The following is a 25,286-nucleotide window of genomic DNA, read 5'->3' on the forward strand; positions in this document are numbered from 1 at the left end:
GGGGGGGGGGGGGGGGGGGGGGGGGGGGGGGGGGGGGGGGGGGGGGGGGGGGGGGGGGGGGGGGGGGGGGGGGGCGCCCCCGCCCCCCTCGCCCTGCGGGTGGAGCTGGATCAGCCGTTCTTCTCGTTGAGGAGCGCGTTGATCTTGGTGTCGTACTCCTGGGCGAGGCCCTTGAGGTCAGACGCGTCACGGATCTTGGAGAAGAACTCCTCCATCACGTTGCCCGCCTCGACCTTCGCCCAGCCCGGCGCCGCCGGGGTGAGCTTGGAGTTCGAGGCCGACTCGATGAGCGCCTTCGCGAACTGGTCGTCGCCCAGCGAGGAGGTGTACTTCTCGTTGGCCGGGCCCAGGCCGTTCTTGCCGAGCATCTCCTGGTACTCCTTGGAGAAGATGATCTTCATCAGGGTCTTGGCCAGGCCAGGGTTCTGGCTCTTGGCCGAGATGCCGATGTTGGAGCCGCCGGCGAAGACCGGAGCCGGCTTGCCGTCGTTGCCCGGCAGCACGTAGGTGCCGAAGGTGGCGTCGTTCCAGGTGCGGGTCGGCTTGCCGTCGTCACCCTTGCCCAGGTCGCCGATCGACCAGTGCGCCCATCCGGGAGCCATGATCGTCGCCGCCGAGAGCGAGGTGTCGCCGGTCTTGTTGCCGTCGGCGTCGAGCGTCTGGTCGGTGTCGTTCAGGTAGATGTACTGGTTGGAGTCCTTGGCGTCGTTCGGCGCCTTGGACGCGTTCTTGTAGATGTCCTGCAGCTGCTGCAGGCCCTTCAGCGACTCCGCGGAGGAGAGGGTGGAGACCCACTTGTCGCCGTCCTTCTTCGCGATGTCCCCGCCGTTGGCGAAGATCCACGAGATGCCGTCGCGCCAGTCCTGGCCGCCGAGGAAGAAGCCCGAGAAGTTGGGGATGTTCTTCGGGTTCTTGGCGGTGATGTCGGCGACGGTCGTGTTGAACTGGTCCAGCGTGGTCGGGACGCTCACGCCCGCGGCCTGGTAGACGTCCTTGCGGTAGAACATGTAGCGCGAGCCGAAGTAGTACGGCAGCGTGTAGTTCTTGCCGTCGACCTTGCCGGCCTCGACGAAGGACGGCAGGAGGTCGTCGCCGCCGAGGTCCTTGTACATGTCGGAGATGTCGAGGAAGGCGCCCACGTTGGTGAACGTCGGCGACTGGGTGTTGCCCATCTCGGTGACGTCCGGCGTGTTGTTCGCGTCGGGGAGGGCCGTGGTCAGCTTGGTGACGATGTCTCCCCAGTCCTGCTGCTCGATCTTGAGGGTGGCGCCGGTCTCCTTGTTGAACTCGGTCTTGAGGTAGTTGCGCAGCTCATCCGGGGTGTCCGAGCCGACCAGCCACAGCGTGACCGTCTTGCCCTTCCCGTCGGTGCTCGCATCGGAGGACCCGCCTCCGGAGGCGCAGCCGGCGAGCACGAGAGCGGAAGCTGTAGCCACTGCGGCGAGGCCGACGAGCTTTCTCTTCATTGCTGTTCCTTCTTTCTCAGATGGTCGATGTGTGCGATCTGCCACACCGTGGTGCAGGGGTCGGGTGGTTCGGGAGGTGCTGTGTGTCAGGAGACCCCGAGTCGTCCGGAGAGGACGAGGACGGCCGCGCCGCGCAGGACGATGTCCTGCCCCTGCGCGGTCATCCGGAGCGAGAGATCGGCGTGGTTCTCGGCCATCGTCCGGCTCCGGAGCGTGTGGACGGTCGCCTCGGCGAGGGGACCGTCGAGCAGGTCGGTCGGGCCGCTCAGGACGAGCTCCGACAGGTTGAGGGCGCCCACGACGGGCGCGAGCGCGATGCCCAGCCGCTGCCCGGCCTCGCGCAGGACGGGAGTCGGGTCGGCCCCGGCCGCCTCCGCCTCGGCGATGCCGCGACGCAGCTGCGGGACGCTGAGCCAGCGCTCGAGCACCTGGTCGCGGTTGTACGTGGTGTCCAGGCCGAGGTCGGTGCCGACCATCACCTGGCCGATCTCACCGGCGGCGAAGTGGCTGCCGTAGACGAGCGCGCCCGCGATGAGCAGGCCGGCGCCGATGCCGTGGCCGACGCGGATGAGCATCATGTCGCCGGAGGCGCCGCCCCAGCTGTGCTCGGCGAGCACGGCGGCGTTCGCGTCGTTGGCGACGATGACGGGGAGGCCGGTTGCCGTGCGCAGGTCCTCCTGCAGCGGAAGGCCCCGCCAGCCGAGGTTCGGCGCGGTGAGGATGGTGCCGGCCAGGTCGACGACACCCGGGGAGCCGACGCCGATGCCGAGGATGGGAGCGGTCGCGAGGGCGACCAGGCGCTGCACGAGGTCGAGCACCTTGGCGGAGGCCGCGGCGCCGGTCGCGCCGTCGAGCGGCACCTCGGCCTCCGTCAGGAGCTCCCCGTCGAGGTCCATGACGGCCCCGCGGAAGCGGTCGTGGTCGCTGAGGTCGACCCCGATGATCTGATGGGCCGTGCGGTCGATGTCGAGCAGGACGGCCGGCTTGCCCGGCCGCGCCGCCTCGCGCTGGCCCAGCTCGACGACGAGCCCTTCGGCCAGCAGCTCGGCGACCAGGTCGGAGACGGTGACGCGGGTGAGGCCGGTCTCGCGGGCGATGTCCGCGCGGCTCTGCCGGCCGGAGCGGTAGAGCGTCTGGAGCACGAGCGACCGGTTGTGGCTGCGGGCGTGCTCGGGCAGGACCTTGGCGCGCGGGCGGAGGGCGCGACCGGGCGTGAGGCCCGCTCCTCCATGCAGCTCCGTCGTCGTCATGTTTGTTAGTAAAGCTTACGAACAAAAGAATGGCAAGCATTTCTCGCCGCGGAGTTCGGAGGGTCAGCTCCCTGCCGCGCCGGCAGGCGCGGCGGTGGAGGCGCGCACGGTCAGGCTGGTCGACAGCTCGATGCGCGGCGGCGCGCCGTCCTGCCGCCAGCGGGCCGCCTGCAGCAGGAGGTTGACCGCACCGGCGCCCATCTCGGCAGTCGGCTGGCGCACCGTCGTCATCGGCGGATTCACCCACGCCGCCTCGGGCACGTCGTCGAAACCGACCACGCTGAGATCCGCGGGGATGCGCATCCCGAGAGCGGCGGCGGCATCGTACACGCCGAGCGCCATCACGTCCGAGCAGGCGAACACCGCCGTCGGCCGACCGGGGGCCGTCAGGAGCTCGTGGGCCGCGCGCCGCGCCGTCGCTCTGTCCCAGTCGGCATAGCGGACATCGCAATCCCCGATCCCCGCGTCCCGCAGGGCGGAGCAGAAGCCGTCGACGCGCGCGGTGTTGTACAGGTGACCACGGCCTCCCGCCACGACGGAGAAGCGCTCGTGCCCGAGGGTGAGCAGATGCTCGGCGGCGCTGCGACCGCCCTCCCAGTTGGTGACGCCGACGCTCGCCGACGGCAGCGCCGGCCTGCTCATGGGCGTGACGAGCACGACGGGGACGCCAGCCGCGGCGAGCGCGGACAGCTGCGGCCTCGTCGGATCCACGAGGACCACGATGGCCCCGCGGGACGGCCTGCGCAGCAGGCGCGACACCCACGCGCCGTCATCTCGTGCGATCGAGATGACGACGTCGATCCCGGCGGCCGTGGCGACCTCCTCGACGCCCACGAGCACCCGGTTGGCCCAGCTGCCGTCGACATGGTTCACCACGAGGTCGATGAGGGCGGGCGCATCGGATCCGGTGCGGGGTGCGTCGCGGCGCACGCCGGAGCGCGCGTACCCGATCTCGTGCACCGCCCGCATGACGCGATCGCGCGTGGCGGGCGAGACGTCCGTCCCGCCGCGGAGCACCTTGGACGCCGTCGGCACGCTGGTTCCGGCCAGCGCCGCCACGTCGGCGAGCGTCGGCGGCCGGTCCGGATGCTGCTCGACTGTCATGGAGGCAGCATACTGACGCCCTCTACTTGCGCAAGTTTTCGTAGTGGCGATCCCTTGCTTTGTCCGCGTGAACCATGTCAGGATCGACCCGCTCTTCCGCGGCAACGCCCACAATTTGCGCAAATGCTGCGGACCGAACACGCGAAAACGACTCCGGCAGAGCGGCCGGGAATGGAGGAACGATGCCGAACCTCGACGAGCGTCTCACCCTGACTCGGCGCGGCCTGCTGGCCGGCGTGGGCGGGGCGGCGGTGCTGGCGGCTCTCGCCGCATGCGCCCCCGCGGGCGGCGCCTCCACGCGGCCGATCAAGTTCTGGAACATGCCGTGGGGCAACACGAAGTTCACCCCGCTCGACAAGCAGATCACGCTCGCCTACGAGCCAGGCAAGGGCCTGCCAACGGCGACCTACCAGGCCGTCCAGTGGTCGAACTTCACGACGACCTTCGCCTCCGCCGTCGCCTCGAACACCGGCCCGGCGGTCAGCAGCGGGAGCGGGACCCAGGCGTTCCAGTTCGCCGAGAAGAACCACATCGCGTACGCCGACGACCTCCTCGACTCCTGGAAGAGCTCCGGGCTGTACGACGACTTCCTCCCCGGCCTCCTCGACACGATGAAGACGCCGAAGGGCACCGTCGCCGTGCCGTACAACCTCGATCTGCGGGCCCTCTGGTACCGCCCGTCCCTGCTCGAGAAGGCGGGGGTGGAGCCGCCGACGGACTGGCAGAGCCATCTCAACGTGTGCGAGGCCCTGAGGAAGATCGGGGTCTTCGGATTCGGGATCGCCGCGGGGGCGCAGAGCAACGGCTTCCAGGCGATCGTGGGTCTGATGATCAACAACGGCGGAGGCCTGTTCGATGCCGACCGCAAGCCGGCCTGCGTCACGCCCGAGAACATCCAGGCGCTGGAGTACGTCGTCGAGATGGTTCGCAAGGGCTACATGGACCCGGGGAGCGTCAGCTACTCCACCGCCAACGCCCAGACCCAGTGGAAGAGCGGCCGCTTCGCGATGGGCTTCGAGAATCCCGCCCTCGCCGAGGTGCTCGGCGGCCCCACCGAGAAGGACATGGCGGTCGGCGATCCGCTGGTCAGCGCCAACGGCGCCAAGGGCGCCCTCATGTTCCCGAACAACATCATGATGTACAAGAACACCCCGAGCCAGCGCGGTTCCGAGGAGTTCCTCACTTACTACTACAAGAGCATGGCGCCGCTGTGGACGAAGAAGACGGGCGCCGGCCTCCCCGTGCTCCGCTCCATCGCCGAGACGCCGCAGTTCCGCTCGGACGCGAACGCCGCCAAGATGATCGACGTCTGGCAGCCGATCTGCAAGACGTGGGCGGCGCCGGGCGGAGACGCACTCTTCTCCGACGTCACCCTCGTCGACAGCACGCCCGCCATGTCGACCTTCGCGCAGAGCCTGCTGGCGCTCGACGCGACGCCGAAGGAGGCGCTCACCACCCTTCAGAAGACGCTCGTCGGGAAGCACTGATCATGATGACCGTCGATGTGAAACCCCCGTCCCCCACGGCCGTGCTGGCGACCGTCCGGCGCGCGCGCAACGGTGTGGGAGCCGCCGGCCCAGGAGCTCCGCGGGGCTCGGCCGCTCGCACCCGGCGGCGCAGCGGCGCCTGGACGCTGCTGATCTTCGCACTGCCGACGCTGATCCTCCTGCTGCTGCTCAACCTGTACCCGCTCATCTACGCCGGCCTGCAATCCCTGCACAACGGTGACCTGCTCGACCCCGGCGAGTTCGTCGGCCTGGCGAACTACGCGGACGTGCTGACGTCGGAGGCGTTCTGGCGCGCGGCGGGCTTCACGGTGGTCTTCACCGTGGTCGGCGTTTTCGGCAGCTGGCTGGTGGGCCTCGGACTGGCGCTGCTGCTCCGGCTGCGGACGCCGGGGCGTTCGGTGTTCCGGGTCCTGCTGCTCCTGCCGTGGGTGGTGCCGATCGTCGTCTCCTCCACCTCGTGGAACTGGCTCGTCGCCACCCCGCAGAGTCCCCTGCCGACGCTGACCCGCGCGCTGGGGCTCGGGGACGCCCTGTTCCTCGCCGACCCGACGCTCGCGCAGATCGTGGTCTGCGTCTTCAAGGTGTGGGTCAGCTTCCCCTTCATGATGATGATGATGTCCTCGGCGCTGGCGTCGGTCGACGTCAACGTCTACGAGGCGTCGAAGATGGACGGCGCCGGGACCTGGCAGACCTTCCGGCACATCACCCTGCCGATGATCTCGCGCTCCACCTTCATCAGCTGGGTCCTGATGACGATCTTCTGCGTCAACGACTTCCCCACGATCTTCCTGCTCACCGGCGGCGGACCCGTGGAGTCGACCCAGACGCTGGTCGTGCTCGCCTACACCACGGTCTTCCAGAACTTCCAGACCGGCCCGGGGGTTGCGATCGCCTTCCTCATGACGCTCGTGCTGGTGGCGATCTCCGTCCTCCTCTACCGCCAGATCAGAAAGGTGGACATCTCGTGACCGCACTCACCGCCGGCCGCCGAGTCACCCGGCCCCGGCCCGCCTCCGACGGACGAACCGCGCGCTGGGGGCGTACCGTGGCCCTCTCGCTCATCACGGCCATCACCCTGATCCCGCTGCTCGCCGTCGTGCTGCTGTCGGTGCAGCCGCCCTTCGGCAGCGATGCTCAGGGCATGACGCTGGAGAACTACGGGACGGTCTTCTCGCAGACGCAGATCGGCAGCTGGCTGGGCAACAGCCTCCTGGTCAGTCTGGTCACCGTCGTCGTCGCGGTGGCGGTGGCCGCGCCCGCGGGGTACGTGCTCTCCCGAGGGCGGGGACGACTGGTGTCCTCCTTCTCGCTCGGGCTGTTCGTGGTGCAGTCGCTGCCGGTCATCACCGCCGTCATCCCGCTCTTCGTGCTGTTCGCCGCGCTGGGCCTGGTGGACGCTCTCGGCGGCGTCATCATCCTCTACGTCGGCGGCGCCCTCGCGGTGGCGGTGTGGATGCTCGCCGCCTACTTCGACTCCATCCCGATCACCCTAGAGGAGGCCGCCTGGATGGATGGCGCCTCGGTGCTCGGCGGATTCGTCCGGATCGTGCTGCGCAACTCGCTGCCCGGGATCCTATCCACCGCGATCTTCTCGTTCCTGGTCTCGTGGAACGACTACCTGGTCGCGGTGGTCTTCCTGCGCTCGGAGCAGAACTACACGCTGCCGATCGGCCTGCAGACGTTCTTCCAGCAGAACCAGACGGACTGGGGACCGGTGATGACGGTCGCCGTCGTCATGATGCTGCCGCCCATCCTCATCTTCGCCGTGCTGAACCGGTACTTCAGCGTCGGAGGGATCGGCGGCTCGCTCGCCGGCCGCTAGCCGGGACCGAGCGCGACGAAGGGCCCGGCGGATCGCTCCGCCGGGCCCTTCTCGTGCGCGCGCGTGCGCTGGTGCGCGAGGGTTACGCGCCCATGCGCGTCTTGAGGTTCTCGCTGATCGCGTCGAGGAACTGCTCGGTGGTCAGGAACTCCTGCTCCGGGCCGACCAGGAGGGCGAGGTCCTTGGTCATCTTGCCCTCCTCGACCGTCTTCACCACGACGTCCTCGAGGGTGTGAGTGAAGTCGATGAGCTCCTGGTTGCCGTCGAGCTTGCCGCGGTGGGCGAGACCGCGGGTCCAGGCGAAGATCGAGGCGATCGGGTTGGTGGAGGTCGCCTTGCCCTGCTGGTGCTGGCGGTAGTGGCGGGTGACGGTGCCGTGCGCGGCCTCCGCCTCCACGACGCTGCCGTCCGGGGTGGTCAGGACGGAGGTCATCAGGCCGAGCGAGCCGAAGCCCTGCGCGACGGTGTCGGACTGCACGTCGCCGTCGTAGTTCTTGCAGGCCCAGACGTAGCCGCCCTCCCACTTGAGGCTGGAGGCGACCATGTCGTCGATCAGGCGGTGCTCGTAGGTGAGGCCGGCTGCGTCGAACTTCTCCTTGTACTCGGCGTCGAAGACCTCCTGGAAGAGGTCCTTGAAGCGGCCGTCGTACGCCTTCAGGATGGTGTTCTTGGTCGACAGGTAGACCGGGTAGTTGCGGTCCAGGCCGTAGTTGAAGGAGGCGCGGGCGAAGTCGCGGATCGACGCGTCCTGGTTGTACATCGCCATCGCGACGCCGCCGCCCGGGGCCTGGTAGACCTCGAACGACTGGGCCTCGCCGCCGTCGTTCGGCTGGAAGCTGATGCTCAGGGTGCCGGGGCCGTCGAACACGAAGTCGGTGGCGCGGTACTGGTCGCCGAAGGCGTGACGGCCGATGACGATCGGCTTGTTCCAGCCGGGGACGAGCCGCGGGATGTTCGAGATGATGATCGGCTCGCGGAAGACGACGCCGCCGAGGATGTTGCGGATGGTGCCGTTCGGGCTCTTCCACATCTTCTTCAGGCCGAACTCCTCGACGCGCGCCTCGTCGGGCGTGATGGTCGCGCACTTGACGCCGACGCCGTGCTTCTGGATGGCGTGGGCCGCGTCGATCGTGATCTGGTCGTCGGTCTCGTCGCGCTTCTCGATGCCGAGGTCGTAGTACTCGAGGTTCACATCGAGGTACGGGTGGATGAGGGAGTCCTTGATCAGCTTCCAGATGATTCGCGTCATCTCGTCGCCGTCGAGCTCGACGACCGTGCCTTCAACCTTGATCTTGTCCACTGATTCTCCTGAGGTGTGTGCCGTGGTTCAGCCTCCGACAGCTTACCGGAGCGCGGGAGATATCTCGACGTCGAGATATTCCGCCGTCGGCTGACGCCGGGCCGCCGCTCCTATGCGGCTGTCCCCGGCGCACGTTACCCTTTCGTCATGGCTGAGTTGAGACTGGAAGAGTTGAGCGCGAAGAACGTCGTTGCGGCGAACGCGCTCTCGTTGAAGCCGGGCCAGGAGCAGTTCATCGCTCCGGTCTCCTACTCGGCCGCTGCCGCCGTGGCGGACCCCAAGACGTCGTGGCAGCGCGTGGTGCTCGACGGGGACGAGGTCGTCGGCTTCATCATGGGCGACTTCAACCCGGACGCGGAGCACGAGGAGTTCAAGGCCATCCTCTGGCGGATCAACGTCGACGCCGACGACCAGGGCCGCGGCATCGGAACCTTCGCCGTGCGCGCGCTGGCCGACGAGGCCCGCACGCGCGGGCACGCGCGGCTCTACGTGATCTGGGAGTCCGGCGAGCTCGGCCCGGAGCAGTTCTTCCTGCGCAGCGGCTTCCAGCCGGTCGGCGAGACCCAGTACGGCGAGACGATCGGTGCCCTCGAGCTCTGAGGCCTCCGGCGAGGACGAGGCCGCCGGCGAGGACCAGGCCTCCGGCGCCGACGGGGCCGACTCGTTCGTCGAGCGCGTGCTCGCGGTCGTCGACTCCATCCCGCCCGGCCGGGTGATGACCTACGGCGACGTGGCGGCCTCCCTCGGCTCGCGCGCCGCGCGGATGGTCGGCCAGGTGATGGCGTACTACGGGTCAGCGGTGCCGTGGTGGCGCGTCGTCCGGGCGAGCGGGCACCCCGCGAGCGGCCACGAGCACATCGCGCTGGAGCACTACCGCGCGGAGGGGACACCGCTCGTGGGCGGCCTCCACACGGACGGCGTACGCACCGCGTACCGCGTCGACCTGCGGCTGGCCCGGCACGATCCGGCCTGAGCCACCGCGGCAGATCGCGAGAGGATAACGTTTCGCAGGATCATCCGCTGGTCCGATGGCACGCACAGCCGGATGGTGTTGACTGGCAAGGTCCATCCCGCCCGTCTACAGGAGACCCCGTGCCCCGAATCCGCACCGCCGGCGCCGTCGCGACCGCCCTCACCCTCGCACTCGGCCTCTCCGGCTGCTCGGTGGTGGCCGCCTTCACGCCGCACGTGGAGGCGGAGATCTACGACTCGGCCAAGGAGTTCACCGCCGCGAAGACGTCGGCGTTCGGCTCCCCCTCCTTCGTGCCGGAGGACGCCACCGTGATCCGTGCCGACTGGGACACCGAGTCCGGCGCCGCGATCCTGACCTACACGTCGGCCAAGCACTTCAAGGACGGCACCTGCACGGCCGAGGCCGCCATCCCGAAGCCCGCGATCCAGGACAGCTGGTGGCCGATCGAGGGACTGCCCGCCAAGGGCGTGAGCTGCCCGGGCGGCTGGTCGGCGTTCGTGATCGGCAACCAGACGTACGCCGCGATGCCGGCGAAGGGCTGACCCTCTAGCGCGACTCAGCCTCGCGGGAGTCCGTCGGCTCGCGGTCGGCGTCCGCGTCCTGCTGCGCCGCGCCGAGCGGGATGACGAGTTCGATCCGCGTGCCCTCGCCCTCGGGCGACGCGACCTGGGCACGGCCGCCAACGGCCTCCACCCGGTCGCGCACGCCCTCCAGACCGCCGCCCGGCTCGACCCGCGCTCCCCCGCGGCCGTCGTCGGCGACGACGACGCACACCGTGTCGCCCGTCCGCTCCACCGAGACGGTGCACGCGCCTGCGCCGGCGTGCTTGGCCGCGTTGGTGAGGCACTCGGACACGCAGAAGTAGATCGTCTCCTCGACGACCCCGGGGAGCCGCGCGCCGGTGTCGACGCGCACCTCCACCGGCATGTGCGCCCGCTGGGCCAGCTCCTCCAGGGCGCTGCGGAGGTCGCCGTCGGTCAGCACGGTCGGGTGGATGCCGCGTGCCAGCTCGCGCAGCTCGCGCAGGGCGTCGGCCAGCTGCGCGGAGGCGCGCTCCAGGTCGCGGGCCACCTCGCCGTTGCCCGCCGCCTCGGCCTTCGCGGTGGCGATGCGCAGGCTGATCGCGAGCGACACGAGCTGCTGCTGCGACCCGTCGTGCAGGTCGCGCTCCAGCTGCCGGCGCGCGAGGTAGCCCTCCTCGACGATGCGGAGCCGCGACTCCCGCAGCTCCTGGATCGTCTGCTCCAGCCTCCCCCGCAGCCGGTCGTTGTCGACGGACAGCAGCAGCGCGGAGGACACCGCGTCGAGCAGCCGGTCGTCCTGGCTGAGCGCCACGTCGTGCTCGATGAGCGCGATCGGGCCGTCGGCGGAGTCGATGGGGAGCGTCGAACGGCCGGGCCGCGTGCGCGCGGGGCGGGCGGCGCCGCGGAGATCCTCCACCGGCGTGCCGTCGCTGGTCTCGTAACGGCCGGCGTGATCGTCCCACCAGAACACACGCAGGGAGCTGTCGTGCAGCGTGCGCGCGAGGCTGGACTCCCACAGCGCCCGGTCGACCTTGTCGCGCGCCACGATCACGAGGTCGGCGACCCGCGACCGCAGCCCCCTGGCATAGAGCACTCCCCCGACGAACGCGGGCGGGATGAGCGCGATCGCCACCGGCGGGACGAACTGCAGCCAGCCGCTCTCCCAGCCGAGGGCGAAGCTCACGGAGTCCTGCACGGTCCCGTAGCACCAGAGCAGGAGCGCGAGCGGCATCACGAACGAGACGCGGCGGGCGGGGAGCGAACTGGTGAACCACCGCACGGCGAGGCGTGCCGCGACCGTGAGCATCAGGCCGAGGCCCGCGAGCCTCCAGCCGACCCCGAACCAGTAGTCGGCGTCGGCGCTCGGCAGCACCGCATAGGCGTTGGGCGCGCAGCCGCACTCGGCGGCCGGCGGCGAGGACGCGAGCAGCACCCCGGCGAACCGGAGCAGGAAGGCGATGCCGAGCGTGATCACGACGACCCGGTCGAACCGCGAGGCCAGCCGCCCGGTCGGGTAGCAGAGCACGAGCACGCCCACGAGCACCGCCCAGAAGTCGGTCACGCCGGCCAGCACCGGCCAGACCCCGCCGAGCTCGCGGGCCAGCGGGTACCAGGCCCCTGCCGACCAGAAGAGCGCGGCGCCGACCATCAGCCAACCGGGGACCGGGCTGCGGACGATCCGCCAGGCCACCACGCCGCAGACGACGTACACGACGGCCACCGCGACGAAGACGATGGCCCAGCCGAGTCCGGCCGGTCGCGGGCCGTAGTCGCCGCTCATCGCGCTCGCCACCTGGGCGAGGACGTTCGACGCCACGGCGGCGGTGACGGCGAGCGCACGGAGCCAGACGCGCGCGGCGTTCACGGCTCAGCCGTCCCGGCCCAGGAAGCGGAGGACCGCGAGCACGCGCCGGTGTCCCTCCGCGGAGTCCTCCACGCCGAGCTTGGCCATGATGTGGCCGATGTGCGACTCGACGGTGCGGAGGCTGAGGTGCAGCCCGGCCGCGATGCCGACGTTCGACATCCCTTCGGCCATCAGGCGCAGCACGTCGAGCTCGCGCGCGGACAGCGCCTCGACACTCTCGGCGGATGACCGGGAGGACACGAGCAGCTGGACCACCTCGGGGTCGACGACGCTGCCGCCCTGTGCGACAGTGCGCACGGCGTTCACGAGGGTGTCGCCGTCGGCGACGCGGTCCTTGAGCAGGTAGCCGGTGCCGCTCCCGGCGCTCATCGCCCGGATCGCGTACGCGGCGGTCGTGTACATCGAGAGCAGCAGGACGCCGACGGCGGAGCCGCGGGCCCGGAGCTGTTCGAGCGCACGGAGGCCCTCGTCGGTGTGGGTTGGCGGCATGCGGATGTCGAGCACGACGGCGTCGATCGTGCCGTCGTCCTCGACGACGGCGAGCACCTGCTCGGCCGTGTCGACGGACGCGACGACATCGACGCCGCCCGCGCGCAGGAGCTGACCGATCCCCTCGCGCAGCAGAACAGCGTCGTCGGCGACCGCGACCCGGAGCGGGCGGGAAGGCTTCTCTCCCGCGACCACGCGCTCACCTTAGCAGGGAGCTGTGCGTGTCAATAGCGAACGCAGCGCGTCTCCTGTGAGGTCGGCCTTGCCGATGAAGCCCTCCGCGCCGCTGTCGGCGACACGATGGCCGTAGTCGCGCGACGATCGGCTGGAGGTCAGGACCACGGCGGCGCCGGTGGCGTGCATCGCGGGGACCAGATCGAACCCGTCCGCGTCGGGCAGGCCCACGTCGAGAAGGACGAGGTCGGGCGCCAGGCGGCGGCTCAGCTCGACCCCGCCCGCCCCCGTGTCGGCGTCGCCCACGACTGCGAAGCGCTCGAGCTCGAGGAGCTCGGCCGCCTGGGCGCGGAACCGCGCATGGTCGTCGACGATGACAACGCGGAGGCACATGCCAGTCATCATCGCCCGCGCTCGGGAGGCGAGCATCCGTGCCAGCACGCATTCGGAACGGGTGACCCCCCGGATGCGGGGCGCCTCAGCCGTGCCACATGCTTTGAGCAAAGCTCAGCAATGAGCTCACGACGTTCCGGACCGAGGAGAGGAGCCGGCCCGCCGCGACCCGAACCGCCCACCCGAACGGACCGCCCCGGCGATCCGGGGGCGGACACGGCGGGCCCGGCCACCCCTCCATGAACCGGACGAGCGGACCGGCGGACTGACTCGACCCCATCCCGCCGGAGCGCCCGCGGCGGCCACCACCCCATCGGCTTCGGGGAGGCGGCCGCCGCGGGGGCGAGGGTCACACCAGCGAGTCCCGCCACGCCGCGTGCAGCTGCGCGAAGCGGCCGGTGCCGGCGATCAGGTCGGCCGGGGTGCCGTCCTCGACGATGCGGCCGTGCTCCATCACCAGCACACGGTCCGCGATCGCGACCGTGGAGAGACGGTGCGCGATGATCACGGCCGTGCGGTCGGCGAGCAGCGTCTGCAGCGCCTCCTGCACCAGCCGCTCGCTCGGGATGTCGAGCGAGCTCGTCGCCTCGTCCAGGATCAGCACCGCCGGGTCGGCCAGGAAGGCGCGCGCGAACGAGATCAGCTGGCGCTGGCCCGCCGACACGCGGCCGCCGCGCTTGTTCACGTCGGTGTCGTAGCCGTCCGGCAGGCCCGCGATGAACTCGTGGGCGCCGACCGCCTCCGCCGCCGCCACGACCTCCTCGCGGGTCGCGTCCGGCTTGCCGAGCGCGATGTTGTCGGCCACCGACCCGCTGAACAGGTATGCCTCCTGCGTCACCATGACGATGGCGCGGCGCAGGTCCTTCGGATGGAGGTCGCGCAGGTCCACGTCGTCGAGCGTCACCCGGCCCTCGGTCGGGTCGTAGAAGCGCGAGATCAGCTTGGCGAGCGTCGACTTGCCTGCGCCCGTCGAGCCGACCAGCGCGATGGTCTGCCCGGCGGGGATGTCGAGGTCGAACTTCGGCAGCACCACCCGGTCGGAGCGGTAGGCGAAGGTCACGTCGTCGAAGCGCACGTGGCCCTGCGCGGTCCACAGGTCGACCGGCTGCACCGGGTCGGGGACGCTCGGCTCCTCCTCCAGCACGCCCGAGATCTTCTCGAGCGCGGCCGCAGCCGACTGGTAGGAGTTGTAGAACATCGCCATCTCCTCCATCGGGTCGAAGAAGCGGCGCGTGTACAGGAGCACGGCGAGCAGCACGCCGATGGCCAGCTGGCCGTCGGCCACCCGGAAGCCGCCGACGAGCAGCACCACGCCGACGGTCACGTTGCCGATCATCACCAGTCCGGGGTCGAAGATCCCGAACAGCTGGATGACGCGGGCGTTGACGTCGCGGTACTCCTCGACGAGGCCGCCGAACTCCTTCTCGTTGCGCTTCTCCTTGCGGAACGCCTTCACCGCGCGGATGCCGGTCATGGTCTCCACGAAGTGCACGATCAGCTTCGCCGACGCCACCCGCGAGATGCGGAAGAGCACCTGCGACCGCTTCTGGAACCAGCGCGTCAGGAGGTACAGCGGCACCAGCGACGCCACCAGCACCACGCCGCTGATCCAGTCGATCGAGAACAGCGCGATCGCGATGAACAGCATGTACAGGAAGCCCTGCACCAGCTGGTTGATGCCCGAGTCGAGCAGCTCGCGGATGGAGTCGAGGTCGCTGGTCTGGCGCGAGATGATGCGGCCGGACGTGTACGACTCGTGGAACTCCAGCGACAGCTTCTGCGTGTGCAGGAAGACGCGCTTGCGCAGGTCGAGCAGGATGGCCTGACTGATGCGCGCGCTCAGCACCGTGTACCAGGCGATCAGCACAGCGCCGATGATGCCGGTGAGGAGGTACGCGACACCGGCGGCGGCCAGCGGGAACCAGTTCTGCTCGAGCAGGGCCGGGAGGCCGTTGTCGATGCCGAACGCGATGATCGCCGGCCCGGCGACCTGGCCGGCGGTGCTCACGATGACGACGACCGCGGTCAGCAGCAGCCGCAGCCGCAGCGGACGCAGCAGCGAGCCGAGCAGGCGCAGCGAACGTCGCCGCACCTGGCGGCTCTCCTCCCGGCTGAGGTCGTCGCGCTCCTCGCCTTCGACACCTTGGACGGTCGCGGTGGTCACAGGTTCACCTCCTGCATCAGTTCTTCGTTCTGTTCGTCCTCGAGGCTCGAGATGACGAACCGGTAGTGCTCGTTCGCGGCGAGCAGGTCGTGGTGGGTGCCGACCGCGGTGACGCGGCCGTCCTCCAGCAGCGCGACCCGGTCGGCGAGCGTGACCGTGGAGGGGCGGTGCGCCACGATCAGCGCGGTGGTCGACGCGAGCACCCGGCGGAGGGCGGCCTCCACCAGCGCCTCGGTGTCGACGTCGAGCGCCGACAGCGGATCGTCGAGCACGAGGATGCTCGGGTTCGCGGCGACCGCACGGGCCAGCGCCAGGCGCTGCCGCTGGCCGCCGGAGAGGCTGAGCCCCTCCTCGCCGACGGTGGTCTCGACACCCTGCGGCAGGTCGTACACGAAGCCCGCCTGCGCGACCTCCAGCGCCTCGGCGAGCACCCGCTCCGCCTCCTCCGAGGCGGGGTCGAGGTCGTCGCGGCCCAGCAGCACGTTGTCGCGGACCGACGCCGAGAACAGCGTCGCGTCCTCGAACGCCATCGCGATGGCCTTGCGGAGGTCGTACCGGGTGAGGTCGCGCACGTCGACGCCGTCGACCTTCACGGCTCCGCCCGTCACGTCGTACAGACGGGTGGTGAGCGCCGTGAGCGTGGACTTGCCGCTGCCGGTGAGCCCGACGAGCGCCATGGTCTCCCCCGGCCGCACGGTCAGCGTGACGCCGTCGATCAGGTCGGGGAACCGTTCCGGCGAGTCCTGGTACCGGAAGTGCACGTCGTCGAAGACGAGCTCGCCCTTCGGGTCGGCGATGGTCTTGGGCTCGGCCGGGTCGGTGATCGCGTTGACCTCGTCCATCACCTCGAAGTAGCGGTCGGCCGCCGTGCGGGTGTCGAACGTCATCGAGAGCAGGAAGCCGATCGACTCGATCGGGAACCGCAGCACCGTGGCGGTGGCGAAGAACGCCACCAGCTCGCCGACCGACAGCTGGCCCTGCGCGGCGAGCCAGACGCCGAGCACCAGGCAGACGCCGAACGCGATGTCCGGGACCATCAGCAGCCACAGCCAGATGCCGGCGATGGCCTTCGCCTTCTCGATCTCGGTGCCGCGCAGCTGCTCGGCCTGCGACTCGAACTTGCGCAGCGCGTGCTTGCCGCGCCCGAAGGCCTTGAGCACGCGGATGCCGTGCACCGCCTCCTCCACGGCCGTCGCCAGGTCGCCCGCCTGGTCCTGGCTGCGCCGGGCGACGATCGAGTACTTCTTCTCGAAGACGAAGCCGTAGATCCACAGCGGCACCGACAGCACCAGGAAGATCAGGCCGAGCCATCCGTTCCAGCCGATCAGGATGGCGAAGCCGACGACGATCGTGACGACGTTGACCACCAGCAGCACGATGCCGAACGACAGCCAGCGCCTGATCATGCCGAGGTCGCTGACGGCGCGCGACAGCAGCTGGCCGCTCGGCCAGCGGTCGTGGAACGCGACGGGGAGGTCCTGGAGCTGGGCGTAGAGCGCGTTGCGCATCGTCGCCTCCACCCGGGTGCCTGGCGTGAGGACGAACCAGCGGCGCAGCGAGATGAACACGGCCTCGGCGGCGCCCAGGCCGACGACGAGGAGCGCGGCCGGCCACACCGCGGACGGGTCACCGGTCGACAGCGGGCCGTCGACCAGCCAGCGCAGCACCTGCGGGATGCTGAGCGCGACCAGGCTCGCCAGCAGCGCGGCCACCATCCCGAGCAGGATGCGCGGCGCGGCCGACCGGGCGAAGGGCAGGATGCGCAGCAGCGTGCGGACGGTGCCGGCGCGCTTGGCGGGCGCGGCCTCGTGACGATCGGGGGTGGACGGGTGCTGAGACTGTTCAGCGATGGACATGGATGCGTCTTCTCTTCTTCTGCATGACGGCGTGCGTTGCGTGCGTGTGCTGCGGGGACGGCGACGGCCGGGCGCGCGAGGGCGCGACGGGTCGCCGGTGCGACGGGCGAGACGGTGCCGGGCGGAGGCCCGGTGCGCTGCGGAGGCGGATGCGCCTCCGGGGACCTACCGGGCGGAGGCCGGCTCCGATCCGATGCGCGGGCGGCCGCTCACTCCGGCGAGCGCGAAGACACCGACGGTTCGGGTGATCTCGATCGTGACCATGGCGTCCTCCAGTCCTCGGTGTGCGTGGGCCGCTGCGACAAGGCAGCCCTACAGGATATTGCCAGGTTCGCGTGGACCGCAAGAGTTTTTTCCCGGGGGCATCGGCGCGCGTACTCTGGCGCGCATGCGCCGTGGAGCCGTCCCCGTCCTGTGCCTGGTGCAGTTCGTCGATGTGCTGGTCGTCACGAGTGCCACGACCGCCATCCCCGCGATCCTCGACGGCGTCGGCGCCGACGCCTCGGCGGCGGGACCGCTCGCGACCGTCTATGCGATGTTCTTCGGCGGCCTGCTGATCCTCGGAGCCCGGCTCGGCGACCGGTACGGGCACCGGCGCATCCTCCTCGTCGGGATCGCCTCCTTCGGCTCGGTGTCGCTCCTCGGCGCGCTGGCCGGGCTGATGGGGACCGGCGCCCTGGCCGTCGTGCTCGCATCACGGGCGCTGCAGGGCGCGGCGGCGGCGATCTCGGTGCCGTCGGCGCTGAAGCTCCTGCTCGACGCCGCCCCGGAGGGTGCGGCACGCCGGCGGGCGGTCGCGGCCTGGAGCGCGACGGGCGCGGCGGCGGGCGCGTCCGGCTTCCTGGTCGGAGGGCTGCTCGTGCAGGCGGCCGGCTGGCCGGCGGTCTTCTGGTTCAACGTCCCGCTCGCCGTCGCATTGTTCGCCGGGGTGGCGAGCCGTGTGCCGGCGTCGCGGGCGCCGCTGGAACGCGTGCCGCTCGACCTGCTGGGCGCGGCCCTCCTGATCGCCGGGGTGATGGCGGTGATCGTCGGTGCCGCACTGTTGGAATCGCCTGCCACCCGTCTCCTCGGCGCGGTCGCCGTCGCCGTCGGGGCCGGCTTCGCCGCGCTGCTGGCCCTGCGGCTGCGGACCGCCGCGCATCCGCTCATCCCGCGCGAGGCGTTCGCGTCGAGCCCGCTGCGGCAGGGTACCGGGCTCTCGTTCGCCAACACGGCGACGACGAGCTCGTCGGCCGTCCTCGCTGCGCTCTACCTGCAGGATGAGCTGCGGATCGGCCCTGTCGCGAGCGGGCTCACGCTCATGGCGCTGAGCGTGGCGGTCGTGCTCACCTCCGCCTCCACCGGCACCGTCTTCGCCCGGCTGACCCCGCATCGCCTCGCGGCCCTCGGGCTCGGCACGATCGCCGCCGGGCAGTTCGTGCTCGCGACCACCGCCGGGAGCTGGTGGGGCGTGCTCACCGGCGTCGCGCTGTCGGGTGCGGGCCTCGGTCTGGCCTCGGTGGCGGCGACCACGATCGGGACCACCGTCCCCGAGCGGCTCATGGGCAGCGCGAGCGGCATCCTGAACACCGGCGCCCAGGTCGGCACGGCGCTCGGGACCGCCGCGATCATCCTCGTCGCGTCGCTCGGCGGCTACGCGCTCGGCTGGCTGGTCGCCGGCATCGCGGCAGCGCTCACCGCGGGCTGGTGCGCGCTCCCCTCGACGGTCAGCGCACCCGGATCGACAGACAGGTGACGCAGCCCTCGAGCTTCTCGAACTCCGAGATCTCGACCGGGACGACGGTGTAGCCGAGATCCTCGATCAGCGCGATCGACTGCGGCGCCGAGGCCGACATCAGCACGGTCTCGTCGTCGAGGACGACCACCGCGGTGCCGTGCGCCTCCGGGACGGGCAGGAAGCGCTCGAACAGGCGCGGCTCGTCGACGAGCGGCTCGTAGCCGATGACCGTGCCGTCGGGCAGCGCGGTGACGGCGGTCTTGAGGTGGAGGGCCTTCGTGACCGGGACCCCGACCACGGTGTAGCCGAGCGGCGCGACCAGCGCGCGGAGCTGGCGGATGCCCTCCGCGTTGGTGCGTCCGCCGCGGCCGACGTACACGGTCGAGCCGATCTTGAGGACGTCGCCGCCCTCGAGCGTGCCCGGCTCCTCGATGCGCTCCAGGTGGAGGCCCTGGGCGCGCAGCGCGGCCTCGGTGCCGGCGGTCTCCGGCTTGCGGGAGTCGGCGCCGGGGCGGGTGATCACGGCCGTGTCGCCGAAGACGACCGCGGTGTCCTCCACGAAGACGGAGTCGGCCAGGTCGTCGGCGCTCGCCACCTCGACCGTGCGCCAGCCGTGCTCGGCGAGCGCGGCGACGTAGCCGTCCCACTGCTTGTCGGCGAGCTCGGCGTCGATCGACTCGCGCTCGATGTGGGTGACGAGCCCCTCGGCCAGGTTGCCCGCCGGGATGCGCACCAGCGCGACCTTGCGGCCGGTCACGCCGCGGGCGCCGCCCTGGCCGCCCGCGATCACGTGGTAGACCGCGTACCCGGCCGTGGGCACGACGACGGCGACGGCCAGCCAGAACGGCAGGTTGAGGCTGATCAGCGACTGCCATACCAGCGACCAGGTCTGCGCGTTCAGCTGCGCGCCGAGGCTCAGGTAGAGCAGCGGCGCGCCGAGGACGACGCTCACCAGCCCGACGAGGAGGCCGCTGACGACGGCGATCCAGCGCCGGTCGAGGCCGCCGAGCATCGCCGCCGCGAACGCGAGGATCAGCGCGACCAGCGCGTTGAAGCTCATGTACTGGGTGGCCGTCAGCAGGGCGCCGGCCGCCAGCTGGTTGGCGACGAGCAGCACCACCACCGAGACGACGAGCGAGATGGCGGCGACCGCGACGGCGGACACCAGGGAAGCGACGAGCCGGCGGCCCCACGAAGACGTCATGAGAACCAACCCTAGCGGAGCGTTTCTATGCGTTCGCTGGCTCGCGCAGGCGGGCCATGGCGAGCTCCTCCGCCGCCTCCAGCGTGGTGACGCCGCGCGACGCAGCGGCCGCGAAGACGTCCGAGACGGTGTCGCCGATGCGCTCGATGCGCTCCTGCACGACCTCGGCCGATGGGCGGTCGCCGCTCATCAGGTCGAGGAAGATGACGCCGCCGGCGTTCACGACGAAGTCGGGCGCCCACAGGATGCCGCGGGCGGCCAGCTGCTCGGCGCCGGATCGCTCGGCGAGCTGGTTGTTCGCGGGGCCGACCACGGCCTTCACGCGCAGCTCGTCGATCACCCGGGCGGTGAGCGCTCCGCCGACGCCGGCCGGGACGAACAGGTCGCCCTCGACGCGGTGCGCCTCCTCCGGCTCGACCCACTTCGCGCCGATCGCGTCGGCCAGCGCGCGCTTGGCGGGGTTCACGTCGGTGACGGTGAGGCGGGCGCCCTCGCTCGCGAGGCGCATCGCGATCAGCGAGCCGACGTGGCCGAGCCCCAGCACGGTCACCCGGCTGCCCGCGACCGAACGACTCCCGGTGGCGCGCTCGAGCGTGGCCAGCAGTCCGGCGTAGACGCCGGCGGCGGTCGCGTCGCTGGGCTCGCCGACGCCGCCGGCGGACGACGGGAGGCCGCAGACGTGGGCGGTGCGCGAGGCGACGACGGCCATGTCCTCGGCGCTCGTGCCGACATCCTCCGCGGTCATGTAGCTGCCGCCGAGCGACTCGATCGCGTCACCCAGATCGAGCATCGCCTCGTAACGCGCGGTCGCGCTGAGGACGTGCCCGCGGGGCACGTAGATGACGGTCTTGCCGCCGCCGCGGTTCAGACCCGCGGCCGCGTTCTTGAGCGTCATCCCCTCAGCGAGGCGCAGGGAGTCGGCGACCGCCTCGCCCCAGGAGTCGTACGACCACACCCGGCAGCCGCCGAGCGCCTGGCCGAGCACGGTGGAGTGGACCGCGATGCTGATCGTGAGGCCGCTCCGCCTCCCCCTCACCACCTGGAGCGTCTCGTGCGGCAGGTCTGCTGCGGTGAACGGGGCCAGGTCGGCGGGCAGGACGGACATCGGTGTCTCTCCTCGTGGGATCGCGGTCGAATGGGCGGTCTTGTGGACCGCCGTCCATTCTCCCGCGCCCGCGGGGCGGCCGCAATCATCCGCGGCCGTGGCGCACCCGATCAGTGGAAGAAGTGGCGCTCGCCCGTGAAGTACATGGTCACCCCCGCCGCCTTCGCCGCGGCGATGACGTCCTCGTCGCGGATGGAGCCTCCCGGCTGCACGATGGCCTTCACGCCCGCCGCGATCAGGATCTCCGGGCCGTCGGCGAACGGGAAGAACGCGTCGGAGGCCGCCACCGACCCGGCCGCGCGGTCGCCCGCCCGGCTCACCGCGAGGTTGCACGAGTCGACGCGGTTGACCTGGCCCATGCCGACGCCGACGGAGGCGCCGCCCGAGGCGAGCAGGATCGCGTTCGACTTGACCGCGCGGCACGCCTTCCAGGCGAATTCGAGGTCGGCGCGGGTGGCGGCGTCCGCCTCCTCGCCCGACACGAGCGTCCACCCGGCGGAGGAGAACTCATCGAACCGGTCGGCGTCCTGCACGAGCACGCCGCCCGAGATCTGCCGGAACTCCGCGCGCGAGCGGGTGTAGCCCTCCGGCAGCTGGAGGATGCGGAGGTTCTTCTTGGTCTGCAGCAGCTCCAGCGCCTCCGGCTCGAAGCCGGGGGCGATGAGCACCTCGGTGAAGATGCCCTTGACCGTCTCGGCCATCGCGAGCGTCACCGTGCGGTTGGCCGCGATGACGCCGCCGTAGGCCGAGACCGGGTCGCACTCATGCGCCTTGCGATGCGCCTCGGCGATGTCGTCGGCGACGGCGATGCCGCACGGGTTGGCGTGCTTGATGATCGCGACCGCCGGCTCGGTGAAGTCATACGCACTGCGGAGGGCCGCGTCGGCGTCCACGTAGTTGTTGTACGACATCTCCTTGCCGCCGAGCTGGGTCGCCTGCGCGATGCCGCGGCCGGTGGGGTCGGCGTACAGAGCGGCCTTCTGGTGCGCGTTCTCGCCGTAGCGGAGCGTGTGCAGCAGCTCGGCGCGCACCTCGAAGCGCTCGGCGAAGTCGTCGGTGCTGGGCGCCTCCCCGGCGAACCAGGCCGCGACCGCGCCGTCGTACGCGGCGGTGTGGGCGAAGGCGCGGGAGGCGAGCTCGCGGCGCTGGTCGAACGTCGTGCCCCCGGCCTCCACCGCCGCCACGATCGCCGGGTAGTCGGCGGGCGAGACGACGATCGCGACGTTGGCGTGGTTCTTCGCCGAGGCGCGGACCATCGCGGGCCCGCCGATGTCGATCTGCTCGACCACGTCGTTGCCGACCGCGCCCGAGGCGACGGTCTCGACGAACGGGTACAGGTTCACGACGACGAGCTCGAACGGCTCGATGCCGAGCTCCTTGAGCTGCTCCTCGTGCGAGGCCAGCCGCAGGTCGGCGAGCAGGCCGGAGTGGATGGCCGGGTGCAGCGTCTTCACGCGGCCGTCGAGCGACTCGGGGAAGCCGGTGACGCTCGCGACGTCGGTCACGGCGTAGCCGGCGTCGCGGATGGTCTGCGCGGTGGAGCCCGTGGACACCAGCTCGACGCCGGCGTCCGCCAGGGCCTTCGCGAGGTCGAGGAGGCCGGTCTTGTCGCTGACCGAGATCAGCGCCCGGCGGATCGGGACGAGGTCGCGCTCGCGGTACAGGCTGGCGTCGTGACGGGGTCCGCTCATGCTCGGGACAGCTCCTTGAGGTCGATGTGGCCGTTGGCGATGTCGAGGACGGCCTGCACCAGCAGGCGCCGCTCGACGGGCTTGATGCGCTCGTGGAGGCTGGCCTCCGAGTCGCCGGGGTGGATCGGGATGCGCTCCTGGCTGATGATCGGCCCCGCGTCGACGCCGTCGTCGACCACGATGAGGCTCGCACCGGTCTGGGTGACCCCGGCGGCGAGTGCGTCCCGCACGCCGTGGGCGCCGGGGAACTCGGGCAGGTAGGCCGGGTGCGTGTTGATCAGGAAGGGCGAGTACTCGGCGACCACGCGCGGCGGGACCAGCCGCATGAAGCCGGACAGGATCACGAGGTCGGGCTGCCACTGCCGCAGCTGCTCCAGCAGGGCGTCGCCCCACTCCTCGCGGCTCGTGAACGACGTGAACGGGACGGTGAACGACGGGATGCCGAACTCCTCCGCGTGCGCGAGCCCCTCGGCGTCACGGTCGGCGCCGACCGCGATGACACGGGCGGGGAACTCCGCATCCTCCGCCGCCTCCAGCAGCGCGCGCAGATTGGAGCCTCCGCCGGAGATCAGCACGACAATCGAGAGCACCCGACAAGCCTAGCGGGGAGCAGGATGGCCCGGGCCCGCGATCAGACCAGCCGCAGCCTCCACCTGGCCGGAGCGATCGTGTACAGCTGCCGGTACAGCGCCGTGCCGACGAGCACGCCGAGCGCGATGGAGAGGATGGAGCCGAGCAGGTTGGTGACGCTGCTCGCGTCGAAATCGGCTCCCGTCGCCCCCTGCGCCAGCCGGATGAGCCCGGTCGCCCCTGGCACGAGCAGCCAGAAGGCGGGGAGGAAGCACACGACCGCGGGCGGAGCGCCTGGCAGCGACTGCACGAGGTAGGCGACCACGGTGAGGGCGACGGCGCCGACGAAGCCGCTGAACACGCTCCCGGTGAGCAGGGCGCCGAGCACCTGCCCGCCGTACGCGACCAACAGCACCGCCGTCAGGTAGTACACCGAGCGGCGGGGTCCGCAGTAGTAGAGGAAGACGCCGGCCGAGAACAGCACGACGCCGACCCAGGGCTGGAACGCCCCGAGCGCCGGCTGGCTGGCCTGCAGCGCGGTCGTGGCGGGCGTCCCGGTCACGGCGAGCGCCGCGAGGATGCCGAACGCGAGGAAGAGCAGCTGCGCGATCCCCGAGACCAGTCGGCTGGACCCGGCGACCATGTCCCCCGCCGCGAGCTCCTGCACGCCGGTCGTCAGCACGGCGCCCGGCAGGAGCGTCACCAACGGCGGGATGAGCACCTGGAGGGGCTCGGCCACGACGACCGTCCTGGCCAGCGAGAACACGATGACGGCGAGCGCGAAGGCGGTGGCGACCGGCAGGAGGATCGCGGCGTAGGTGCCCGGCCGGATCACGAGCTTCGCGACCCCCACCAGCAGCCCCAGGATGAACGCGTACAGCAGGCTCAGCGCGTCCGCGCCGAGGAGCACGAGGGCGACACCGCCCGAGGCGATCCCGTGCCCGATCACCCGGACGACGAACGGGAAGCGCGGAGGCGCCGCGGTGAGCTGCCGGATGTCCTGCTTGCCCTGCGCCGCGGTGATGCGCCCGGCGAGCGCCTGGTCGACCACGCGGTAGATGCGGGCTGCACGGTCGAAGCGCACCTCGCCGCCGAGCGGCTCCGCGACCTCGAAGCGGGTCTCCTGCTCGCCGGGGAGCCCCACGAAGATCAGCGTGGGGAACACGATGAGCGTCGCATTGGGCGAGCCGAGCGCGACCGCGACGCGCTTGAGCGTGCTCTGGATGTCGGTGACCGCCGTCCCGACCGACAGCAGCGCGCTGCCCAGCGCGACGAGGAAGTCCTGCAGGTCGGCGGAGGGGCTCTCCACGAGCTGCTGCGCCTCGGTCGAGCGCTTGCGCAGGTTCAATCGGCGCAGCTGCAGCGGGAGGCGGCGGTGGGCGTTCATCGCGTGCGGCGGCCTCCTGTCACCGATCCGATGGCGGCGGCCACGGCGACCTCCGCGGTGGCGAGCAGACCGACGAGCCAGGGGTTCGGGCCGACGTCGTGCAGCCTCCCGGGACCGACGGAGCCGGAGGACCACCAGGCGAGCAGGCCCAGTTCGATGCCCGCCACGATACCGATGCCGAGGGCGGTCAGGAAGAGCGTGCGCAGCCCTCCCTGCGCAGCGCCGCCGCGGGAGCGCAGCAGTACGGCTGCGACGAAACCGGCGAGCAGCGGGACGAGCACGCCCACCAGGCCGAAGCTGAAGCCGCCCGACGGGATGACGCCGAACAGCGGCAGGCCGGGCAGCGGTCCGAGCTCGGTGCCGATCGGGCTCACCGACGAGCCGGTGCCGATGGCGAAGCCGGGCCCGACCAGCCACGACGCCAGCCAGATCACGAGGTTCGGGAGGAACGCCAGCTGGCCGAGGGTGAGCGCGATGCCGCCGACCACACCGGTCTGCAACTGCTCGTAGAGGCTGATGATCGAGCCGTAGTTGCCGAAGATCAGGAGCGCGAGGATGAGCGCGGCGACCCCGACGATCATGGCGGTGGCCGCGGTGCCGGCGCGGAGGGCGTCGAGCGCGCCGGTCCGCAGCGGAGCCGGGACGGCATCCACCCGCTCGCGCAGGGCGACGACGACGGGGGCGTCGGCCAGAGCGGTGTCGGGGCGGGCGGTGTCGGCGCGGGC

At 71.2% G+C, this 25,286-nt stretch carries 22 protein-coding genes; 7 read left to right on the forward strand and 15 right to left on the reverse strand.

Features of this window, described 5'->3' with window-relative positions; all coding sequences use genetic code 11:
• Window positions 1-110: 110 nt before the first annotated feature.
• From ACR9ZG_RS08430 to ACR9ZG_RS08440, 3 genes are all read right to left on the reverse strand, one after another.
• Window positions 111-1,466: an extracellular solute-binding protein gene (locus tag ACR9ZG_RS08430; RefSeq protein ID WP_481284377.1), complete on the reverse strand. Its 1,356-nt coding sequence runs from the start codon at window positions 1,464-1,466 to the stop codon at window positions 111-113.
• Between the two features lie 86 nt (window positions 1,467-1,552).
• Window positions 1,553-2,716, reverse strand: coding sequence for an ROK family transcriptional regulator (locus tag ACR9ZG_RS08435; RefSeq protein WP_481284378.1), 1,164 nt, complete (start codon window positions 2,714-2,716; stop codon window positions 1,553-1,555).
• Between the two features lie 63 nt (window positions 2,717-2,779).
• On the reverse strand, window positions 2,780-3,820 hold the full coding sequence (locus ACR9ZG_RS08440; protein ID WP_481284379.1) for a LacI family DNA-binding transcriptional regulator: 1,041 nt from the start codon (window positions 3,818-3,820) through the stop codon (window positions 2,780-2,782).
• Between the two features lie 182 nt (window positions 3,821-4,002).
• Here ACR9ZG_RS08440 and ACR9ZG_RS08445 point away from each other — a divergent pair, with 182 nt between their 5' ends.
• The 3 genes from ACR9ZG_RS08445 to ACR9ZG_RS08455 are packed head-to-tail and all read left to right on the forward strand — an operon-like array spanning window position 4,003 to window position 7,150.
• Window positions 4,003-5,307 (forward strand): ABC transporter substrate-binding protein, encoded by a 1,305-nt coding sequence (locus ACR9ZG_RS08445; protein ID WP_481284380.1) that lies wholly within the window; start codon window positions 4,003-4,005, stop codon window positions 5,305-5,307.
• A 5-nt stretch (window positions 5,308-5,312) separates the two neighbouring features.
• Window positions 5,313-6,296 carry a carbohydrate ABC transporter permease gene (locus ACR9ZG_RS08450; protein WP_481284397.1) on the forward strand — a complete coding sequence of 328 codons (984 nt, stop codon included), beginning with the start codon at window positions 5,313-5,315 and terminating at the stop codon, window positions 6,294-6,296.
• Complete coding sequence (locus ACR9ZG_RS08455; protein WP_481284381.1) at window positions 6,293-7,150, forward strand: carbohydrate ABC transporter permease; 858 nt, start codon at window positions 6,293-6,295, stop codon at window positions 7,148-7,150. Before ACR9ZG_RS08450 ends, ACR9ZG_RS08455 begins: the two co-directional genes overlap by 4 nt.
• An 82-nt stretch (window positions 7,151-7,232) precedes the next feature.
• Here the strand turns inward: ACR9ZG_RS08455 and ACR9ZG_RS08460 are convergent, their stop codons facing one another.
• Entirely contained in the window at window positions 7,233-8,450 is a 1,218-nt protein-coding gene (locus ACR9ZG_RS08460) for an NADP-dependent isocitrate dehydrogenase (protein ID WP_481284382.1), read from the reverse strand.
• 147 nt (window positions 8,451-8,597) lie between these two features.
• Between ACR9ZG_RS08460 and ACR9ZG_RS08465 the strand changes: the two genes are divergently transcribed.
• From ACR9ZG_RS08465 to ACR9ZG_RS08475, 3 genes are all read left to right on the forward strand, one after another.
• Entirely contained in the window at window positions 8,598-9,050 is a 453-nt protein-coding gene (locus ACR9ZG_RS08465) for a GNAT family N-acetyltransferase (protein ID WP_481284383.1), read from the forward strand.
• The gene (locus ACR9ZG_RS08470) at window positions 9,034-9,423 is read left to right on the forward strand and encodes an MGMT family protein (protein ID WP_481284384.1); all 390 of its coding nucleotides are present in this window, start codon (window positions 9,034-9,036) and stop codon (window positions 9,421-9,423) included. Before ACR9ZG_RS08465 ends, ACR9ZG_RS08470 begins: the two co-directional genes overlap by 17 nt.
• A gap of 119 nt (window positions 9,424-9,542) precedes the next feature.
• On the forward strand, window positions 9,543-9,965 hold the full coding sequence (locus ACR9ZG_RS08475) for a hypothetical protein (protein WP_481284385.1): 423 nt from the start codon (window positions 9,543-9,545) through the stop codon (window positions 9,963-9,965).
• Window positions 9,966-9,969: 4 nt separating this feature from the next.
• Here ACR9ZG_RS08475 and ACR9ZG_RS08480 read toward each other — a convergent pair whose 3' ends face one another.
• From ACR9ZG_RS08480 to ACR9ZG_RS08500, 5 genes are all read right to left on the reverse strand, one after another.
• The gene (locus tag ACR9ZG_RS08480; protein WP_481284386.1) at window positions 9,970-11,811 is read right to left on the reverse strand and encodes a sensor histidine kinase; all 1,842 of its coding nucleotides are present in this window, start codon (window positions 11,809-11,811) and stop codon (window positions 9,970-9,972) included.
• 3 nt (window positions 11,812-11,814) lie between these two features.
• Entirely contained in the window at window positions 11,815-12,495 is a 681-nt protein-coding gene (locus ACR9ZG_RS08485) for a LuxR C-terminal-related transcriptional regulator (RefSeq protein ID WP_481284387.1), read from the reverse strand.
• Window positions 12,496-12,504: 9 nt separating this feature from the next.
• Window positions 12,505-12,867, reverse strand: coding sequence for a response regulator transcription factor (locus tag ACR9ZG_RS08490; RefSeq protein ID WP_301212238.1), 363 nt, complete (start codon window positions 12,865-12,867; stop codon window positions 12,505-12,507).
• Between the two features lie 349 nt (window positions 12,868-13,216).
• Entirely contained in the window at window positions 13,217-15,031 is a 1,815-nt protein-coding gene (locus tag ACR9ZG_RS08495; protein WP_481284388.1) for an ABC transporter ATP-binding protein, read from the reverse strand.
• A complete protein-coding gene (locus ACR9ZG_RS08500) occupies window positions 15,028-16,887 on the reverse strand; it encodes an ABC transporter ATP-binding protein (RefSeq protein ID WP_481284389.1) in 1,860 nt (619 codons plus the stop codon). The genes ACR9ZG_RS08495 and ACR9ZG_RS08500 overlap by 4 nt, the downstream gene beginning before the upstream one ends.
• A gap of 388 nt (window positions 16,888-17,275) precedes the next feature.
• Between ACR9ZG_RS08500 and ACR9ZG_RS08505 the strand changes: the two genes are divergently transcribed.
• Window positions 17,276-18,622 carry an MFS transporter gene (locus ACR9ZG_RS08505; RefSeq protein ID WP_481284390.1) on the forward strand — a complete coding sequence of 449 codons (1,347 nt, stop codon included), beginning with the start codon at window positions 17,276-17,278 and terminating at the stop codon, window positions 18,620-18,622.
• Here the strand turns inward: ACR9ZG_RS08505 and ddaH are convergent.
• The 6 genes from ddaH to ACR9ZG_RS08535 form a co-directional block, all read right to left on the reverse strand.
• Window positions 18,594-19,808: a dimethylargininase gene (gene ddaH, locus ACR9ZG_RS08510; RefSeq protein WP_481284391.1), complete on the reverse strand. Its 1,215-nt coding sequence runs from the start codon at window positions 19,806-19,808 to the stop codon at window positions 18,594-18,596. The genes ACR9ZG_RS08505 and ddaH overlap by 29 nt on opposite strands.
• Before the next feature lie 25 nt (window positions 19,809-19,833).
• Window positions 19,834-20,913: a Glu/Leu/Phe/Val dehydrogenase family protein gene (locus tag ACR9ZG_RS08515; protein ID WP_481284392.1), complete on the reverse strand. Its 1,080-nt coding sequence runs from the start codon at window positions 20,911-20,913 to the stop codon at window positions 19,834-19,836.
• A gap of 110 nt (window positions 20,914-21,023) precedes the next feature.
• Window positions 21,024-22,604: a bifunctional phosphoribosylaminoimidazolecarboxamide formyltransferase/IMP cyclohydrolase gene (purH, locus tag ACR9ZG_RS08520; RefSeq protein WP_481284393.1), complete on the reverse strand. Its 1,581-nt coding sequence runs from the start codon at window positions 22,602-22,604 to the stop codon at window positions 21,024-21,026.
• Window positions 22,601-23,194 (reverse strand): phosphoribosylglycinamide formyltransferase, encoded by a 594-nt coding sequence (gene purN / locus ACR9ZG_RS08525; protein ID WP_481284394.1) that lies wholly within the window; start codon window positions 23,192-23,194, stop codon window positions 22,601-22,603. Before purN ends, purH begins: the two co-directional genes overlap by 4 nt.
• Before the next feature lie 41 nt (window positions 23,195-23,235).
• Window positions 23,236-24,561, reverse strand: a complete 1,326-nt coding sequence (locus tag ACR9ZG_RS08530; RefSeq protein WP_481284395.1) for a threonine/serine exporter family protein — start codon at window positions 24,559-24,561, stop codon at window positions 23,236-23,238.
• The coding region (locus ACR9ZG_RS08535; RefSeq protein WP_481284396.1) for a cell division protein PerM at window positions 24,558-25,286 on the reverse strand (729 nt) is incomplete at its 5' end. The genes ACR9ZG_RS08535 and ACR9ZG_RS08530, both read right to left, overlap by 4 nt.

Source organism: Leifsonia sp. KNZ12-8B (assembly GCF_056755495.1).